The sequence below is a fragment of the Lachnospira pectinoschiza genome (assembly GCF_900103815.1).
Taxonomy (GTDB): domain Bacteria; phylum Bacillota; class Clostridia; order Lachnospirales; family Lachnospiraceae; genus Lachnospira; species Lachnospira pectinoschiza_B.
This window is the reverse complement of sequence record NZ_FNHZ01000003.1, coordinates 238097-255079: the sequence shown is the minus strand read 5'-3', so window position 1 is coordinate 255079 and position 16983 is coordinate 238097. Positions and strand designations below refer to the sequence as shown.

The 16983-nt window shown below is 32.3% G+C and carries 14 protein-coding genes; 13 read left to right on the top strand and 1 reads right to left on the bottom strand.

Features of this window, described 5'->3' with window-relative positions:
- Positions 1 to 107: 107 nt before the first annotated feature.
- On the bottom strand, positions 108 to 1193 hold the full coding sequence (locus BLQ66_RS06915; RefSeq protein WP_074521542.1) for an asparaginase domain-containing protein: 1086 nt from the start codon (positions 1191 to 1193) through the stop codon (positions 108 to 110).
- 158 nt (positions 1194 to 1351) lie between these two features.
- Here BLQ66_RS06915 and BLQ66_RS06910 point away from each other — a divergent pair, with 158 nt between their 5' ends.
- The 13 genes from BLQ66_RS06910 (at position 1352) to BLQ66_RS06850 (ending at position 16804) form a co-directional block, all read left to right on the top strand.
- Positions 1352 to 2335, top strand: a complete 984-nt coding sequence (locus tag BLQ66_RS06910) for a putative ABC transporter permease (protein WP_074521541.1) — start codon at positions 1352 to 1354, stop codon at positions 2333 to 2335.
- Between the two features lie 138 nt (positions 2336 to 2473).
- Positions 2474 to 2785, top strand: coding sequence for a thioredoxin (gene trxA / locus BLQ66_RS06905; RefSeq protein ID WP_074521540.1), 312 nt, complete (start codon positions 2474 to 2476; stop codon positions 2783 to 2785).
- 339 nt (positions 2786 to 3124) lie between these two features.
- Entirely contained in the window at positions 3125 to 5377 is a 2253-nt protein-coding gene (gene pflB, locus BLQ66_RS06900) for a formate C-acetyltransferase (protein WP_074521539.1), read from the top strand.
- 198 nt (positions 5378 to 5575) lie between these two features.
- Entirely contained in the window at positions 5576 to 6736 is a 1161-nt protein-coding gene (locus tag BLQ66_RS06895; protein WP_074521538.1) for a hypothetical protein, read from the top strand.
- 13 nt (positions 6737 to 6749) lie between these two features.
- The gene (locus tag BLQ66_RS06890; protein ID WP_074521537.1) at positions 6750 to 8882 is read left to right on the top strand and encodes a hypothetical protein; all 2133 of its coding nucleotides are present in this window, start codon (positions 6750 to 6752) and stop codon (positions 8880 to 8882) included.
- Positions 8866 to 9747, top strand: a complete 882-nt coding sequence (locus tag BLQ66_RS06885) for an ABC transporter ATP-binding protein (protein WP_074521536.1) — start codon at positions 8866 to 8868, stop codon at positions 9745 to 9747. Before BLQ66_RS06890 ends, BLQ66_RS06885 begins: the two co-directional genes overlap by 17 nt.
- Before the next feature lie 97 nt (positions 9748 to 9844).
- The gene (locus BLQ66_RS06880) at positions 9845 to 10249 is read left to right on the top strand and encodes a hypothetical protein (RefSeq protein ID WP_074521535.1); all 405 of its coding nucleotides are present in this window, start codon (positions 9845 to 9847) and stop codon (positions 10247 to 10249) included.
- A gap of 93 nt (positions 10250 to 10342) precedes the next feature.
- Positions 10343 to 11539, top strand: coding sequence for a nicotinate phosphoribosyltransferase (pncB, locus tag BLQ66_RS06875; RefSeq protein ID WP_242869334.1), 1197 nt, complete (start codon positions 10343 to 10345; stop codon positions 11537 to 11539).
- Positions 11540 to 11561: 22 nt separating this feature from the next.
- The gene (locus tag BLQ66_RS06870; RefSeq protein WP_074521533.1) at positions 11562 to 12695 is read left to right on the top strand and encodes an FkbM family methyltransferase; all 1134 of its coding nucleotides are present in this window, start codon (positions 11562 to 11564) and stop codon (positions 12693 to 12695) included.
- Between the two features lie 11 nt (positions 12696 to 12706).
- Positions 12707 to 13759, top strand: a complete 1053-nt coding sequence (locus tag BLQ66_RS06865; protein WP_074521532.1) for a hypothetical protein — start codon at positions 12707 to 12709, stop codon at positions 13757 to 13759.
- 51 nt (positions 13760 to 13810) lie between these two features.
- Positions 13811 to 15367, top strand: a complete 1557-nt coding sequence (locus BLQ66_RS06860) for a class I adenylate-forming enzyme family protein (RefSeq protein WP_074521531.1) — start codon at positions 13811 to 13813, stop codon at positions 15365 to 15367.
- A gap of 11 nt (positions 15368 to 15378) precedes the next feature.
- Positions 15379 to 15624, top strand: a complete 246-nt coding sequence (locus BLQ66_RS06855; protein WP_074521530.1) for an acyl carrier protein — start codon at positions 15379 to 15381, stop codon at positions 15622 to 15624.
- A gap of 4 nt (positions 15625 to 15628) precedes the next feature.
- A complete protein-coding gene (locus BLQ66_RS06850; RefSeq protein ID WP_074521529.1) occupies positions 15629 to 16804 on the top strand; it encodes a Gfo/Idh/MocA family protein in 1176 nt (391 codons plus the stop codon).
- Positions 16805 to 16983: the final 179 nt, after the last annotated feature.

Below are 16983 nucleotides of genomic sequence, written 5' to 3'. Positions count from 1 at the left end.
CCAGCTAAGAATTAGCTGGCAGATGCCAAAAAGACTTGTGAAAATGTATCATCACATTTTCACAAGTCTTTATTTTTACCCACATATTAAAAAAGAAAATTTCTAATTTATACCCAATCTTCTGCAATAGAGCAATTCATAATCTCTCTAACATTAAGACCATTACTAGCTGCAAGCCAAAGCTTACAATACTGAGAAATAATTGAAGATTCTCTTAAAGGTATGATGCCAAGTTTTCTATATTCCTCAACAGTTTCATAGGCCTTTTCACTATTTGATAAACCAGTGATATAAACTGGAATGTTAAGCTCCTTAGCTCTGTTAGTTAATTCCTCTAATTCCTTTGTGACATGAATTGTACCTGAATGGAAACTTTCAATTAAGATAGCCTCAAGACAGTTACTAAATTTCTCATGTCCCTCTTCTTCGTTAATAATATTATCTTGCGCTAAATTTTCAATATAATCATCCAAGTCAGGATAAGTCATTCCCACATATGGACGAATACGCATTACCTCGCTAGACTGATTAGTTAAGATAATATCCTTAGCCTCAAGCCCAAGCTTTGTAAAACTTTCTAGATTCTTGTCATCGCTTTTATACTGATCATTTAATTCAAATGTATCGTTTAAATAAATTGCATAATGACTCTTCTTAACACTTTCCACATCTGCAGATAATGTTACAGGTGGCTCAAGTCTTGTAGCTCTGTGGATTGTAGGGATTCCACCCTTGTTACAGTAACTTACAAATACGCCCTTGCCAAGCTTTGCCTTCATAAATTCCACCGCAACATGGTAATTAATAAGGCCATTTGCACGCTTATCCTCAAGAACGAAATCAGAAGAAACAAGAATAATAGGAATTCTTGCATCATTGAAAATGTATCCTAAAACAGCAGCACTGTACTGAAGTGTATCTGTTCCGTGAGTTACGATAATACCGTCAAGCTCTTCATTTTCAAGAACCTTACTAATTTCCTTAATGAGTAAATTCAAATGGTCGCCATCAAGATTCTCGCTTAATAAAGTGTAAGGATTAGAGCTTGTAAAGTTGATAGTCGTAGCATTTGCATAATTCTTCTTATAAAAATTGATTAGTTTATAGGGACTTCCCTTATCTGTGGAAATAAGGTCGTTATCCCCAAGGAAACTACCAATAGTTCCTCCAGTAAATATTGTATGTAAATTCATAGAAAAACCTCCTAAGTAAATGTTCTCTCTTATTGTAACTGTTTCAAAGACAAAGTTTCAAGAGGCAGCCTTTATAATTTATAACTAATGATTATGAAAATGTGATAGAATTAATTTAGGTTAAAATTACGCTAAAGGCATTATTTAAGGGAGACATCATGAGTTATTATAGTTTAACGCAGTGGATTATATTTTTTGCATTGTATTGTTTTATTGGCTGGATTTGGGAGTCTTGCTATGTATCAGTAAGAAAAAGAGAATTAGTCAATAGAGGTTTTTTACATGGACCCTTTTTACCAATTTATGGGTCTGGAGCAGTAACAATTTTAATAAGCACAATAAAGTTTAGAGATAATCTAGTGGCGGTTTTCTTTTTTGGAATGATAGCAGCAACAATTCTAGAATACATTACTGGGGCTGCAATGGAGAGAATCTTTGGAGTTAAATACTGGGATTATTCAAAGAGATTTTTAAATGTAAATGGACACATTTGCTTAATCGCAAGTCTATGTTGGGGATTTTTTTCTTGCCTTATGATTAAGGTGATTCATACACCTATTGAGGGACTAGTTTTAGGACTTCCAGTATATGTAACAGAGATTCTGGCTTTTATCTTTACAGCATATTTTAGTGTGGATGTGACAGTTTCTGCTAATGAAGCTCTTGATCTTAAAGCAATGCTTAATAAGATTTCTTCTGAACATGAACATATTAAGTTTATTACAGATAAGTTAGAAATAGCGTATGCATTTGCAGAAGACGAGTTTGCTGAGAACAGAAAGAAATATAGAAGAAAGAGAAGAGAACTTTCTTTTATAGCTTCAAGAAAGAAACTACATTTTGCTAAGTATCTAGAGAATAAGAAGAATGATCTTACTGATAGCTTAGAAGCCTTTAAGGAAACTAAACTTAATAGTCTTTCAAGAACCTCTGATACAGTTAAAGAACTTTTAAAGAAGAAGTTAATTGATGAGACAATTTTAAAGGCAGCATTAGAGGTAATTTCTAAGGAAGAGGATAAAGTCAAAGCTACAGATAGACGTCAAATTAGAAACTTAACAAGAATTCTTAAGAGAAACCCAATGGCGACTTTTAAGGATAGTGAGGCAATGAATGAAATTAAGCAATTAATGAAAAAGTAAAAATAAAAGGAAACTAAATTTTCTAAAAAAAAGGAAAAAGCCTTGCAATTAAAATTGTGATATGTTATAAAATAATTGTACACAATTTAATTGAGCCAATTAACCATAAAATGTGATTATATTTTGGAGGTATAAATTATGCAAATTATTCATGGAACAGAGAGCAATTTTGAAGCAGAAGTTTTAAATTCAGATAAGCCTGTATTAGTAGATTTTTGGGCAACATGGTGTGGACCTTGTAAGATGCTTGCACCAGTACTTGAAAAGGTAGCTGCTAGCCAGGACGATGTAAAGATCGTAAAGATCGATGTAGATGAGAACCCAGCAATCGCTGAGAAGTTCAATGTTATGTCAATTCCAACACTTATTCTTTTTAAGGATGGTAAGGAAGTTAATAAGCAGGTTGGTTTTGTTAATGAACCAGCACTTAAGGCTTTTATGGGTCTTTAATCAATTAAGATACGCAATATTACAATAACCTTTTATTTTTAATTTCATTTAGGAGGTGGAGTTTTACTAGTTAACTCCGCCTCTTTAATTATAGAAAAAATATAGATAATAACTTAGATTGTACTAAATTGAATACTTAATTTAGTTCTATTGCAAATAAAAATAATAGGTGTTAATATATATTTGCGGTTAAGATTGTTACAGATTTGTCAAAGTTAAAGTTAATTTAATTATCTAACTGAAGCGATGGCAAATTTTATTTTAAGCGTGATTGTATACAATATACAATCAAAAACACACATATTAATTTTTTATAGCTTTTTAAGGAGGAGTTCAACTATGTTACAGTTTGAACAGTGGAACGGTTTCGAAGGAAGACTTTGGAAAGAAGAAGTTAACGTTAGAGACTTCATTCAGAAGAACTACACACCTTATGATGGTGATGAGAGTTTCTTAGCAGGCCCTACAGAAGCAACAGATAAGCTTTGGGGTAGATTACAGGAATTACAGGCTCAGGAAAGAGCTAACGGCGGTGTATTAGACATGGAAACAAAGGTTGTTTCAGGTCTTACAGCTTACGGCCCAGGATATATTGATGAATCTATGAAGGACCTTGAAACAGTAGTAGGTCTTCAGACAGATGCACCACTTAAGAGAGCATTCATGCCTTACGGTGGTATTGCAATGGCTGAGAAGTCATTAACAGAGAATGGTTATACACCAGATGCTGATTTACATAAGGTATTTACAGAATACCACAAGACACATAACCAGGGTGTTTTCGATGCTTACACACCAGAGATGAAGGCTGCTAGACATAGCCATGTTATTACAGGTCTTCCAGATACATATGGTCGTGGACGTATCGTAGGTGATTACAGAAGAGTTGCTCTTTACGGTATTGATCACCTTATCGAAGAGAAGACTCATGACTTCAACAACTGTGGTGATGGTACAATGTACGATGATATCATCAGACAGAGAGAAGAATTAAAGGATCAGATTAACGCACTTAAGGGTATGAAGGCTATGGCAGCAAGCTATGGTTTCGATATCTCTAAGCCAGCTAAGGATGCTAGAGAAGCAGTTCAGTGGTTATACTTCGGTTATTTAGCTGCTGTTAAGACACAGAACGGTGCTGCTATGTCAGTTGGTCGTGTTGCTACATTCCTTGATATCTATATTTCAAGAGATTTAGCTGCAGGTACATTAACTGAAAGCGAAGCTCAGGAATTAATCGATCATTTAGTAATGAAGTTCAGAATGGTTAAGTTTGCTAGACCAAACGCTTACCAGCAGTTATTCTCAGGTGATCCTACATGGGTAACTTGTGATCTTGCAGGTATGGGTGTTGATGGACGTTCAATGGTTACAAAGACTGATTACAGATTCTTACATACACTTGAGAACATGGGTCCTTCACCAGAACCAAACTTAACAGTATTATATTCATCAAAGTTACCAGATGCATTCAAGAAGTATGCTGCTAAGATTTCAGTAGATACATCTTCAATTCAGTATGAGAACGATGATGTTATGAAAGTTTACTGGGGCGATGACTACGCTATCTGCTGTTGTGTATCTGCTACACAGACAGGTAAGGAAATGCAGTTCTTCGGTGCTAGAGCTAACCTTGCTAAGTGCTTACTTTACGCTATCAATGGTGGTGTAGATGCTAAGTCTAGAGATCAGGTTGGTCCTGCATTCCCACGTGTAACAACAGAATACCTTGAGTATGATGATGTTGTTGCTAAGTTCGACAAGATGATGGACTGGTTAGCTGGTCTTTACGTTAATACACTTAACTTAATTCAGTACATGCATGATAAGTACTATTATGAAGCAGCAGAGATGGCTCTTATCGATACAGATGTAGAAAGAACATTCGCTACAGGTATCGCTGGTTTCTCTCACGTAGTAGATTCACTTTCAGCTATTAAGTATGCTAAGGTTAAGGTTATCAGAGATGAAACAGGATTCAACGTTGATTACGAAACAGAAGGCGACTTCCCTAAGTATGGTAACGATGATGACAGAGCTGATGACATCGCTGTATGGTTACTTAAGACATTCATGGATAAGATTAAGAAGAGACATACATACAGAAATTCTAAGCCTACAACATCAATCCTTACAATTACATCTAACGTAGTTTACGGTAAGTATACAGGTAACATGCCAGATGGACGTAAGGCTGGTACTCCTCTTGCTCCAGGTGCTAACCCATCTTACGGTGCAGAGCAGAACGGTTTAGTTGCTTCTCTTAACTCATTAACTAAGTTACCTTACGGTTGGGCTCTTGATGGTATTTCTAATACACAGACAATGAACCCAGACGCTCTTGGTCATAATGAAGAAGAAAGAGTTAACAACCTTGTTAATGTAATGGATGGTTACTTCGATCAGGGTGCTCATCACCTTAACGTTAACGTATTCGGTAAGGATAAGTTAATCGATGCTATGGAACACCCAGAAAAGCCTGAGTATGCTAACTTCACAATCCGTGTATCTGGTTACGCTGTTAAGTTCATCGACTTAACAAAGGAACAGCAGATGGATGTTATTAGCAGAACATTCCATGACAGAATGTAATTTTTAAAAAGCATAAATTTAAATATATATAGTTCGGACGCCAAGGGGCTTGTAGTTTACTACAAGCCCCTTGTTTTATGCTAAAAAATGGAAAACTCATTATTTGTAAAACAATAGTACTAATAAATTTGTACCATTGAACATATTGTAGTTAAAGAACTAATATAATATTATTTAAATAGAGGGAGGACGATAGATGTGAAGGAGTGTAATAAAAAACTATTTGCAGGAGCGCTATCATTAGTTATGTTATTTAGTTTAGCAGCGTGCTCTGTAAATAAGAAACAAAACGATGTAATAAATTATAATAATACTAATATTACAGAGAAAAATGGAATATTTATGTTGGGTAGTGAGGTAGCAGAATCTGATGATGGTTACTATTTTTGTGCGAGAAATGAAAACTTATCTAAATATTTTATAGCATATTTAGATAAAAAAACAAATGAGAGCATGCCGTTATGTTCCAAAATAAACTGTTCACATTCGTTAGAGGATGTAGATGAAGATTGTGATGCTTATATTGATGGGTCGGTAATAATAGGAAGTTTATTTTATTATGATGGTTTTTTGTATTATATTAATCGAAATACTACGAACTATATGTGTAGTTTATGTAGAATTTCGAGCGATGGATCAGAACATGAATGGATATGCGATTTAGTTGAAACACCAGATAATGGTAATGATTATTTTTCTTATGTTGTATATGAAGATTATGTTTATTGTTCATCTTCAGTTGTAAATATGGATAATAACAATACTGCAATTATTGAAAAAATTAATTTAGCTGATAAATCAAAGGAAACTATTTATTCATATACAGCAAAAGAAACAGAGATAGAAGAATTGTCTTTTTATGATAACAAGTTAGTATTTAGACTATCAGAAAATTATGATTCGTTAGCATCAGATTTATATTATTACGATTTAAATAAAAAAGAATGTAAAAAAATAGATAATGATGTGTGTTCGTATATATATGTTGACAACAATTTGATTTATTGGGTATGTAATGATGGAATTTATGAGTCATCTTTTGATGGAGATAAGAAAAAAATATATGAAATAACTGATAATACAAGATTAGGCTCTTTAGTATATAATGGCCAAAATATTTATGCATTAAATTTATATGATAATACTACTGACAATATTTTTATTGCTAGATTGGAAAAAGGTGAATTAATGGATGAATTTTATTGTTTTAAAGAAGAAACATATATACCTATTTATTTAGGGAATGATAGAATTATCGTTGAAACATATACTCCAGAAGGAATTTACTATGCCTTTTTATTACTTGATGAAGAAGGAAAAATAAAGGACATAGTAAGAACTGATATTAAAATATTATAGGCTAGGAAATAATATGACAGAATTAAAGAGAATTTTAGATAAAAAAATATTATATGTGATATGTTTACTAATTATTGTTTCATCGGCTTATTTTGTATTAAGTTGTATAGGGAATAGTGGCTTTAAAGAGTTTAATCGACTTAATAAGGAATATGTATCAGCATTAAATAATTATGAGAATGCACAAAGTTATAGTGATGATAATGAGGATGCCAATAATTATATTGATTATATAACATCATATCAAGAGAATAATCAAGCAATTTTAGAAAATGCTAATAGGGTAAAGAAATTTAGTGCACTAGTAAGTAATGCTTATACATTAAAAAATATAAATAAAACCTATAATGATTATAGTAAAATCCAAAATGTTATACCTGTTATTACTAATACATTAGGCTTTGATAGGTATATTTTATTCATTCCAAAGTTATCTGCTTTTGTAATTTTTATAATGATTTATATTATGTTTAATTTACATAAAGAATATGATAACGGAGAAATACTTTTTTCTTATAGTGCTAAGAATGGTAGATTTATATTTGCTTTAAAGAGAAATTTAATATATATAGGAATAATTTTTACTTTATTGACAATATTTCATTTGATAATTTTTTTAATAGCATCATTACTTTATGGGTTTGTAGACCTTGATGCGCCAATACAAAGTTCTATGTTGTTTAGCAATTGTGTAAGACCATATTCTATTATAGGTTTTTGTGTGATAAATATTATAGTAATTGCTATTGGATTGAGCTTTATTATTTTATTTTTTAACACATTACTTAATCTTATAAAAAATAGATATATAGCCTTAGTTATAATGCTAATTATCTTTTTTGCTGAATGGCGTTATTCATTAGTATTACAGAATAATTCAATTAGAAGATTAATAGCTAATATTAATATTTATCGTATAATTGATTTTTCAACATATTTTAGAAATTACCAAAATGTTAAGTTGTTTAATCAACCAGTTTCATCGGATATTATAATGGTATTTTTAGTCATTGCTTTATTCATAGTAATATTTTTTGTCTCTGGAATTGTATACGCAAGAAGACATCCATTTTCTAAGATAAGGTTCGCAAAGATTAAGGAATTTTTTGAATTAAAAAGAGGTAAAGTTTTTTCAAAATTAGGCTTTACTGGCCTGGAACTTTATAAAATATTTTTTAGAAATAAAAAAATAGTATGGGTTATCTTGGCTATAATTGGTGAGCTTTTTCTTATAAATATGACACAAGTGAATTTTCCAGAGCGACAGAAAAAATTGGATAATATTTATAGTCAATATGGTGGTGAGAATCTAGAACTATTTAATAGCTTTTTAGAAAATTTTCAACAGGAAAATGGAGAGCTAATAAAGCAACTTGAAGAAATAGAAGTTAATACTGATAATTATGAAGAGACATTAAGTAAGAGCATGCAATTAGAAGCAAAAACTAAAGAAAATGAAAAATTAATGCAGGAATTTAATTCTATTCTTAAATATAAAGATAGAATAAAGACAGAATATGGTGTGGATACATATATAATGTCTGATAGAGGCTATGATGAAATTATAGGAAATAATTCAGTTATTAGGGAAGTAGGTATAACACTTGCTTTGATTATAATATCAGTAATATTAGCTTCTGGATATTATCTTGAAGAAAGAAAATCAGGAGTTGTTAAGTTGCTTGCAAGCTCAAGATTGGGATTAAAGAAAATATATTCAAAAAAATTATTAATAATAAGCTCTTTCATATTAATATATTATTTAATAATAACATTAATAGATATTATATTTTTGAATAAAATGTATGGCTTTAAATTTTTATCAGCACCAGTAATAAGTATAACTTTTATGGAAAGTAAGCTGAATTCTTTATTTTTATCAATGACAATAGCAAGGTATTGTTTACTCGTGCTAGCATTAAGACTATTTTTTACAATTGATGCACTTTTTATAACACTTATATTTTCATTAAAAGCAAAAAGCGAGTTTTATATGCCAATTCTTATTTTTGTTTTCGGTGTTGCGGCATGTATTGGCTTATATGCTAATATTTTGCTTCAAGTAATAATGCTTATTTGCTTAATTGTAATTTTAATATTATGTATTTGCTATATATTGAGGGGTATGTATGGAACTAAGAATTAATGAATTAAAAAAATCATATGGAAAAGTTGAGGCTTTAAAGGGAATAACATATACATTTAAACCAGGAGTATATGGTTTACTTGGAGCTAATGGTGCAGGAAAAAGTACTATGATTAATCTTATAACTGATAATTTAAAGCGAGATAAAAATGGTGGAACTATTAGCTATTTAGATGAAACTATTGGAAATGAGGCTATTGATATTTTAAAGTTAGGAGCTAAATTTAGAGCTAAAATTGGATTTATGCCACAACAACAGGGCTTTTATGAAGATTTTACACCGAAATCCTTCTTAAAATATATGGCATCTGTAAAAGGAATAAAGAATCAAAATAAGCAAATAGATGAATTGCTTCAAATTGTGAACCTAGAAAAAGTGGCCTATAAGAGAATAGGAGGCTTTTCAGGGGGAATGAAACAAAGAGTGCTCCTTGCTCAGGCACTCCTTGGTGACCCACAAATATTAATTCTTGATGAACCAACAACCGGGCTTGATCCTAAGGAAAGAATTAATATTAGAAATTATATTGCAAAATTAGGTAAGGATAAAATCATACTTTTTGCTACCCATGTGGTAAGTGATATTGAGTGTATAGCAGATAAGGTATTACTTTTAAAAAACGGAGAAATAATAGCTGATGGAACTCCTAGAGATTTAATTGAATTAATGGATGGCAAAGTTGGAGAAATAAAGATTAATTTAGATGAGTTAGATGATTATCAACGTCGTTATAAAATTGGAAATGTACGTCAAAGAAAAGAGGGATTGGTGCTAAGAATTGTTGATGATAATTTACCAGATGAAGTTAAGCGAGTAGATAACAATATCGATTTAGAAGATGTTTATCTATATTATTTCGAATAAAACAACTGATTTTGAAAGATAGATTCTATTTACTGCCAAGTATTTAAATGATATAATGAAATATAGTATAAGTAACGTTTTCTGCGAGGTGGAAAATATGAATGGATTGCTCGGTCTTAAATTTTCTTGTGTAATGCCAAGTGTTTTACATTTTAAAACTTTTAAAGCACTAGATTTAGATTTGTCTAAATATTTGGGCATTGAGTTGGAATATGAAATAAAAAAAGCAAAAAAAGAAATTAATGACAATCAAGGACTTATTATTAAAGAAGGAAGTTTTTATCTAGAAATAAATACAGTTGGATATAATACTGATTGGAATACAGATACCATAGCTATTGCAATTGCTGTAATAAAAAGACATCTTGATTTAAAGATTTTTGGAGAATTTATTATAGCGGAGGATGATACTGATTTTGCAGAAGGAAGACCTATTAGCGATGAAGAATATGATAAGATGATTAAGGATTTAGCAAAGAAGATTGTAGGCAAACATATATAGTTGGCTTAGTTTTACTTTATGTATGCATAAAAATCTGCTAAAATAACGTTAATTTATCTTTTTAGCTTAATGCTAAATAGGAAGGGGTTTATTATGCATAAAATTATAAACAGTTTATTAGAGACAGATCTTTACAAATTTTCAATGGGACAGGCAATCTATCACCATTTTCCAGGATATGAAACAACTTGGTCTTTTAAATGTAGAAATGAAGATGTACATTTTACAGAAGAGATGGTAGAAGAGATTAAGCATCAAATAAAAATGTATTGCGAATTAAGATTTAGTGAAGAAGAGTTAGAATATCTCTCTTCAATTCAATGGTTTAAGAAGTCATACGTAGATTTTTTACGTTTATGGCATCCAAGATATGAGGATTTTACATTTGGAACAAATAACCCATGTGGTTTAACAATAGAAACTAATGGTACTTGGCTTAATACATCTATGTATGAGATTCCAACCCTTGCCATTGTTAATGAAGTTTATTTTAGAATGAAATTTGATTATGAAAAGCTCATGTTAAGCTTTAAGGATAGACTAGATAAAAAGGTAGAAAAGCTAGTTAGTGGTGAATATAATATTGGAGCATTTTCAGAGTTTGGTATTAGAAGAAGATTATCAGCAGAGGCTCAGGAATTAGCTATTAAAGAGCTTATGAGAGACGATTATAAGGGCTCTAAGTTTGTTGGTACATCTAATGTATACCTTGCTAAAAAGCTTAATATAAAGCCTGTAGGCACTATGGCACACGAATGGATTATGTGTGTAGGACAGGGTAATCATAAGCACAATCCAGCTTATTCAAACTGGTATGCCCTTGATGCATGGGTAAAGGAATATGGAGTTTTAAATGGTACAGCTCTTACTGATACAATAACAACAGACTGTTTCTTAAGAGACTTTAAGCTTACTTATGCAACACTCTTTAGCGGTGTTAGACATGATAGTGGTAGTCCATTTGAGTGGGGCGATAAGATGATTGCTCATTATGAAAGCCTTGGAATTGATCCAAAGACTAAGACACTTCTTTTTAGTGATAGTCTTAATTTTGAGAAAGCGGATGAGATTAATGCCTACTTTAAAGATAAGGTTAAGGTAGCCTTTGGTATTGGAACTTATATTGCTAATGATACAGATGTAGATGCTCTAAATATTGTTATGAAAACAACTGCATGTAACGGCATGGATGTAGCTAAGATTTCAGACGTAGCTGGAAAGGGTATGTGCAAAAACCCAGACTATGTGCATTATTTAAGAAGAACAATAGCTTGGAGAATGGAACATTAATTAAGTTTAGGGGGATAACTTTATGTTTCAAGACTATATTGTTGATGAATATTTATTAGATGTTAATGGAGAGTTAATTGAAAAATTAAAAAATAGCAACGCAGACATTTTTATTTATGGATGCGGAGGTGCATCTAAAACATTTACAGATTTACTTAATAGAAATGGACTTAGTGTAACTGCTTATTTAGAAGGTAAACAGTATTTTAAAAAAGGAAAAGTATTCCTTAATAAATCGGTTTATTTAGTTGATGATATACATAAACAGCTAAAAGAGGCAAATATAGTAGTTTGCGCAACTGGTGCTGATGTTATTCATATTATGAATGATTTAAAATCAAAAATGAAGGTACATTTATACAGTTATGTAGACAGAAATCAACTATATACAATGACAGCAGAATGGGTAGTGAAGCATAAAGAAGAATTAAATCGAATTTATGATTTATTTGAGGATGAAGAATCAAAAATGGTTTTTCGTTCTTTTATAGGTGCGAGAGCTAATAATATTAAAAGGGAAAGTTGTAGGGAATTAATATCCTTATGGACTTCTGAGCAGTATTTTAATAATTTGTATCCTAAAGATTTGTATGATGAACATATATTAATTGATTGTGGAGCATATATTGGAGATACTGCTATTGCTTTTTATGATTTCTTAAAAAATGAGAAGAAGGATATTATAGTAAGAGCTTTTGAGATGGAGGATGAAAATTTTAAAGAATTAGATTCACTTTCATTAAAGTATAAAAATCTATTTGCCTATAAAATTGGTTTAGGCGATAAACATGAAAAATACTATTATGAAAGAAAAAAGGATGCTTCTGTTTTAGTAGATTATGAAACGGAAAATCTAGTGGAAATAGCTCCGTTAGATTCTATTCTTGATAAAGATTCAAAGGCTAGTTTTATTAAAATGGATATTGAGGGCTTTGAAGAAAAGGCTCTTATAGGTATGAAAAATACAATTATAAATAATAAAGCTACTTTAGCTATTTGTGTTTATCATAAACTAGATGATTTAATAAGATTACCTCACTTAATAAAGAGTTATGTTGAAAGCTCGGTTTATGACGTGAATTATAAATATTATCTAAGACACCATTCCCATAATGCTGCAGAATTAGTTTTTTATGCAGTTCCTTGCACACAGTAGAGAGGTGACCTATGAAATTTAAGATTAACCCTGAATTTGATAAGCGTTATGACATTAGACTTGCTAATTTGGATGATGTCCCTTTAATTATGAAATTTATTGATAAATGTTGGCGTAAGGGGCATATTATGTCAAGGAGTAGAGTACTTTTTGATTACGAATACGTTCATGAAACAGAAGTGGATTTTGTAATTGCTATTGATAAATTCAGCAAAGATCTTGAGGGCATCTTTGGTTTTATACGTTGCCAAAAGGAAAGAAATCAGGACATTTGGGGAAGTATGTGGAAGGTTAGGGATGACCATGACAATATGAAACTTCTTGGAATAGAGCTAGCAAGGAGGGTATATATACTTACTGGCTGTAGAATGCATATTGGAAATGGCGCTAACCCTAACACAACCATCCCTTTAAGAAAAATATTTTTTAGAGAAAAGACAGCTAAGATGAAGCAATTTTATAGGCTTAATAGGGAAATTAAGGACTATAAGATTGCTCTCATTAAAGATGAAGAGAATCTTATTGAAAATGTTGTCACAAAGCTAAGAGAAAACTATTCTTTGAAAAAAATAGACAATTTTAAGGAACTAGAGAATTCTTATAATTTGAATAAAACAGACATTTATCCTGTAAAGGATGCCTATTATATCAAGCATCGTTACTTTGAACATCCTTTTTATAACTACTTAGTTTATGGGATTGAAATAAATGGACAAACTAGCGCAGTTATTTTCTTAAGACAGATTAATATAATGGAGTCTAGTGTTTTAAGAATTGTGGACTTTTTAGGAGATGAAGAAAGTTTGCTGGGAATTTCCCCATCGCTAGATAATCTAATGCAAGAAAAAAAGGCTGAATATGTGGACTTTTATCAGTTTGGTTTAGAGGATGATATTTTAAGAAAAGCAGGATTTATTAATAGAGAGGATACGAAAAATATTATTCCAAATTATTTTGAACCTTTTTTACAGGAAAATGCAGACATATGGGTTCACTATACAATGGATAATACAAGATTTTTCAAGGCTGATGGGGATCAAGACAGACCTAATCAGTTAAATTAGATATACAATAAATATAGGTAATAAATATAGGAGAAATCAACTGGGGGATTTATGAAACTATTATTTGAGCAATTTATTGAGGCATCTAATGAAAATGAAGATAAAATGGCTATTTACTGTGATGGAGAGAGTAAAAGCTATAAAGAGATGAGGACATTTGTGTGCAAGTATGCAAACTATCTAAGTTCTCGTGGTGTAAAAAGAGGGGATATTATCGGCATTCCCTTAAACAATAGTATTGAATCTGTAGGGCTAATTATGGCCGTGACAGCTCTAGGCGCAGGTCTTGCGCCAGTTAATCCAACCCTTAATAGTAAAGATTTAGACATTGCCTTTAAGGCAGCTAATGTAAAACATATAATTGCTAGAAAGTCCTTTTATAAGGAAGTTTTAAAAGAAGATAATAATATTTTATTAGACTATCCAGGTCTAAAGCTTTGTCTTGATGGGAAAATAGAAGATATTGAAATTAAAGAAACGAGTAAATTAAAGATTGATAGCTTTGATAAGGTTTTAGAAATGACTGATGAGTTACCAAGTTTAGATAAAATCACGGGGGAAGAGACCTTTATACTAACTCTTACTTCAGGCTCAACAGGTGATCCAAAACCAATTATTCTAAGTCAGAACAATAAAAATATCAGGGCAAAGGCTCATATAGAAATGTATGAGCTAACAAAAAATGACAAGATTCTAGCAGCAACACCGCTATATCATTCCTTAGCTCAAAGACTAGTAATAATGCCCCTTATACTTGGTGCAACAGCAGTTATTTTGCCAAGGTTTACACCAAAGTTGTGGCTAGATTTAGTTAGAAAGCTAGAGGTTACATTTTCAATAGCAGTATCAGCCCAGTTAGCGCAGGTACTAAAGGAGTTAAAAGAGGCAGAGGAGAAAACTTGTCCCTCACTGCGACTTTTGGTTTCCTCAAGCGCCCTCTTAGATTTAGAGGTAAAGAAGGAATTGGTAAATTTTTTACAATGCGATTTTCACGAAATGTATGGAACTAGCGAGTGCTCAACGGTAACGGATATAAATCTTAAGGAAGCAGGCCAGAAACTAAATTCGGTGGGAAGACCGCTAAAGGGCGTAGATATTAGGATTTTGTCTGATGAAAATGAGGAGCTGCCACTAGGTGAAATTGGAGAAATAGCAGTAAAAACCCCACTAATTTGTGAGGGCTATTTAAATAAAGAAGATGTGTTTAAAAAGGCGACGATTAATGGCTATTTTAAAACAGGAGATTTGGGAAAGCTAGACGTAGATGGCTATTTAACATTTTCAGGAAGAAAAAAAGAAATAATAATAACCGGTGGCGTAAACGTCTATCCAAAGGATATTGAGGATAAGGTTATTAAGTTAGAGGAAGTCTTAGAAGTTGCGGCTTTTCCTTATAAGGATGAAAGGCTTGGAGAAATCGTTGCCCTAGCAGTGGTGACTGAGGCTGCGGAAAAGGAAATCACGAAAAAGATTAGACTATTTTGTGCTAAAAACTTGGCGGATTTTCAACAGCCTCATAAGATATTTATCTTAGACTCCTTGCCTAAAAACACTATGGGAAAGCTGGTAAAATCTAAGTTAAATGATTGGGTGAAGGATAAAGAATAGGGGGATTAGATATGGAAAAGGTAAGAGAATTCATTTTAGATAGGCTTCAAAAAGAGTATAGCTTTAAAGAAGGTACAGACATTGAAAAGATAAACTATGTGGAGGAGGGCTACATGGACTCCTTGGGATTAATTCAGTTTATCGGGGAACTTGAAGATGAGTTTGATATTGAGTTTAGCGATGAGGAAATGATGGAGGATTCCTTTAGAGTCGTGGGCTCTTTAATTGACTTGGTGACTAAAAAAGTGGGGGAATAATAAATTGAAGGATCGAGTAGTAGTTGGGGTTGTAGGAGCCGGCAGAGCCTGTGAATTACATGCTTTTGGCTATCAAAGATGTAATATTCCGGTTAGATTAAAGACTATCTATGCTAGACGAAAGGAGCAGGCCAAAGAGGCCATTAAGCGTTTTGGCTTTGAAAATGCAACTAATGATTTTGAGGATTTACTAAGGGATAAGGAGATAGATGTAATCGATATTTGCACACCCCCTTATCTTCACAAGTCTGAAATCATAAGGGCACTAGAAGCTGGGAAAAATGTCATTGTAGAGAAGCCACTAACAGGCTATTTTGGCAGTGAAGAAGATGAAAAACCTATTGGAGAAAAGGTTTCAAAAAAGAAAATGTATCACGCCCTTTTAGCAGATTTAGAGGAGTTAAGGGACGTGGTTAAAAGAACTGGCAAGAAGTTTATGTATGCAGAAAACTTCGTTTATGCCCCTGCAATTATTAAAGCAGGAGAAATCGTAAGGGCAAAGAAAAGCCGAATTCTATATATGAAGGGTGAAGAAAGCCTAAAGGGCTCAAGTTCTAGCGTTGCTGGAGAGTGGTCGAAAACTGGTGGTGGAATTTTTATGAGAAATGGAGTGCATCCCCTTGGGGCAATCCTTTATTTAAAGGAGCAGGAGTCCCTTGCCATGGGCAAAAATGTTACTGTTAAATCTGTAGTTGCAGACATGGGCTATGCCACAAGAAATCTGACAGAATACGAGCATCGTCACATAGATGCTAGACCTGTGGATGTGGAAGATGCAGGAACTGCTGTGATTACATTTACAGATGGAAGTAAGGCCACAATAATTTCCACAGATAACCTGCTTGGTGGCAGTAAAAACTATGTGGAGCTTTATTGCAACGACACTGCCATTAACTGTAATTTGACTATGAATAATGCCATGGAGACCTATATGGTGGATTCTGTGGGTATGGAAAATGTATATCTATCGGAAATGCTTCCAATTGTAACCGGCTGGAATAAGCCTTTTGTGGCAGATGAAATGCTAAGAGGCTATTGTAATGAAATCGTGGATTTTATGGATTGCGTCTTAAATGATAAGGAACCACAAGGCTGTTTTGATCTTGCAAGTCAGGTTATGAAGGTGGTTTATGCAGCTTACTATTCAGATGAAGAGGGCAGAAGGATCGACCTTGTATAAAAAGTGCTAAATTTTACATCTTAGACTTAATAAAAAGTTAATCTTGAAATTAATGTCATTTTAATCTTTTGCTAATATAATAATAGACAAAGAGAGGAGACAAAAATATTTATATCGTACTCCCTACATCAAACAGCTCCCCTCTTTGTTATAACAAAGCTTTAAAACGGAGGATTAAT